This window comes from Acidobacteriota bacterium (assembly GCA_033549365.1).
Taxonomy (GTDB): Bacteria; Acidobacteriota; Aminicenantia; order Aminicenantales; family Saccharicenantaceae; genus JAWSUF01.
The window spans coordinates 1-2,444 of record JAWSUF010000037.1; the positions used below are offsets into that span (position 1 = coordinate 1).

Below are 2,444 nucleotides of genomic sequence, written 5' to 3' on the forward strand. Positions count from 1 at the left end.
TGCCCAACTCGAATGTTATCAGGAGGATAACGAAGTTTTTTCGAAAGATTATTCTATAAAGCGTAAACTCAGGCTAGGGCGAAGTTTTCGAGTTTCAAGCAGCCCCGGCCGTAGTCGCTGAGCCATCCCTCGACCCGCAAAGGATCATTGAGAACCCCGATCCCGGCATCATTCAGGATACGCTGCAGATTGTTAATCGCCGCCCGATTCATATTTGTCGCCTTCATTGAGTTCATAAATATCACGCCCATCCTCAAGTTCGCGGACGATGAGTCCCAGAGTCACATCGTCGCCGCTCATGGCGCTGTGATCGGCCAGCCATTCCGGCATCTTTTTCTCAACCTCATCGACACCTTCAGTCCGGATCGTCCGCAGCCAGTCCCGGGGGGCCTGGAAAAAGGCGGCCTCATCCTTGAAAGAGTTGGCATACCCGTCCGTTGCCGCAAGGATCAACCGAACTTCGGTGTCTTGCCGGGGAAGGAATGCGGCACGGAAATCTCGCCAGGCCTCCGGCAGGCAGAGAGAAGTCGTTTCGACACCCCGGCAGCGCTCGTCGACAGGAACCGGCCGGAAGGGTTGATCCGAACCGGTGAGAACCAGGATGTCGCCGTCGCCCAACTGCAGGCAGCCCCAACCGGCCGCGCACACAAAAACAGCCAGAAGAGTCGCGCCGTAGGCCGCAACCGGATTCAAAACGGCTTCCCACCGGCTCGACGCATTCACGCGGCTCGAAAAGTATCTTGACATTTCCTCGCTCTTGAACGGCCGCTCGAAAAGATCGGAGGCGACGGCGTCCCGCCAGCGTCGCACGATCTCACGCGGAACGCGTTCGAGCAAAGCATCTTGAACCTTGATCGGATCGACTCCCGGGTCAAACCAGGCAATAAAGGCCTCAAGCGAATGGAGAGCGGCCTGCACCGCAAAACGAGACCCCCTGTCGCTGCGAAAGCCACCGACGTTTCCGTGCCCATCTGAAAGACAGAGAATAGCTGTTTGTCGTTCGAGGTTTTCGACCCAGGCAATAGCATCCTGGTTGGGGGTTCCCCCCATTCTATGCTTTCGCCCCGGCACCGAGGCGCTGAGAACCCGCATGATATTTCCGGTCGTCACAATTCGAGCCTCCCACTACCAGACATCATTCGTTGGATCACTTTTATGCGCCGGCAACGGAATGGGCACGACACCGCCGGCAATGAGGCCGGCCGGGTTGGCAGGCTCCGAGGCCTTCTGAAGCACCACGGTCGAAGCCCACCGGATATAATAGAGCAGGGCTTCGGGATTATTGGCCTCTAAGGGCCTGATCTCCGGATTGTCAATAAAATCCTGAAGAACCTTGAGATTGGCGTCCTCACCGATGGCAATGGCCACGCGGACAGCCTTTCGACCCCAGGGCTCTTCCAACAGGTTTTTCAATCCTGAGCTGAAATCATCCGTTGGCTGGCCGTCGGAAATCAGCACCAGGACCGGCGGCAGAGCCCGTTCGCTCATCGGCGGCATCTTGAGTTCGTTCGCCAGAACGGACAGGGCCCGGCCCATGTCGGTCTGTCCGTCTGCGGACAGATCATTCCACTCGAAATCATTGACCGGAGTCGGCTGAGAGACATGCCACTGGGCGCCGTTAGAAAATTTCAAGGCCCGCAAAAGAACCTGAGCGTTGGGGTTTTCGTCAGCCACCCGCCTCATATGGGGCAGCGCTTCGCGAACGGCATTGTTGAGGGCCTGGATCTTGCCGTCGGCGGCCATCGATCCCGAGCAATCCGTGATGAAGAAAAAGTGGAGCGGCCTTGCGGCCAGTTCCCCGCCGGGTCTGTTTGCCATTTTTACCTCCTTGGTTTCCATCTTAAAGATTCTTTTCTCATTATTTTATCCGAGAAGCTCTCAAAACCATTGCATCAACTGGTTACCGATTGTATTCATAATACAAGTCTTCGACAATTGAGTACGGCTGGTGTGGGGGGGCGGAGGTTTGGGAGTCCGCCTCTCTGCGATCGTGAGGGCGGGAGATTTCTTTGAACATGACTTGAGGCTTTTTAATATGAGTTTTGATTGAGCTCATTTCGATCGTTATCTCCCATTCGAGGCGATGGCGCCGTAAACAGCCATGAACACCAGCAGCGCGATTATGAATAGCCCTCCGCCGGAGCCAAACGATTCCGCAATTGTCCCAAGCGAAAAGCGTCCCGTTCGGGATTGAAACATGAGCCAAAGCAGAATCGGAAACCCAATCAACGTGATCAGAAGGGACGTCAAAAGAACATTCCGCCCTGAGCCTGTGCCGCCTCGCTTTTCCGGGCCGGGGTGAAAGGTGCCTTTTTGCGGTTGACCATACGGATAGTTTCCCATGATCCCTTACTCCAATCTATTTCTTCGATTCCAAAAGAGCGGTCGTTTTTTTCTCCAACCGACCCAGACGCCGGCGCAAAACCCTACCATTCCCATGAAGT

Annotated in this window: 3 protein-coding genes; all 3 read right to left on the reverse strand. The window is 55.5% G+C overall.

Annotation, left to right across the window (positions count from 1 at the left end; translation table 11 throughout):
- Window positions 1-68 precede the first annotated feature (68 nt).
- The 3 genes from SCM96_15865 to SCM96_15875 are packed head-to-tail and all read right to left on the reverse strand — an operon-like array spanning window position 69 to window position 1,818.
- Window positions 69-212 (reverse strand): hypothetical protein, encoded by a 144-nt coding sequence (locus SCM96_15865; GenBank protein MDW7762096.1) that lies wholly within the window; start codon window positions 210-212, stop codon window positions 69-71.
- Window positions 193-1,110, reverse strand: a complete 918-nt coding sequence (locus SCM96_15870) for a PP2C family serine/threonine-protein phosphatase (GenBank protein MDW7762097.1) — start codon at window positions 1,108-1,110, stop codon at window positions 193-195. The genes SCM96_15865 and SCM96_15870 overlap by 20 nt, the downstream gene beginning before the upstream one ends.
- A gap of 15 nt (window positions 1,111-1,125) precedes the next feature.
- Window positions 1,126-1,818, reverse strand: coding sequence for a tellurium resistance protein (locus SCM96_15875; protein MDW7762098.1), 693 nt, complete (start codon window positions 1,816-1,818; stop codon window positions 1,126-1,128).
- Window positions 1,819-2,444: the final 626 nt, after the last annotated feature.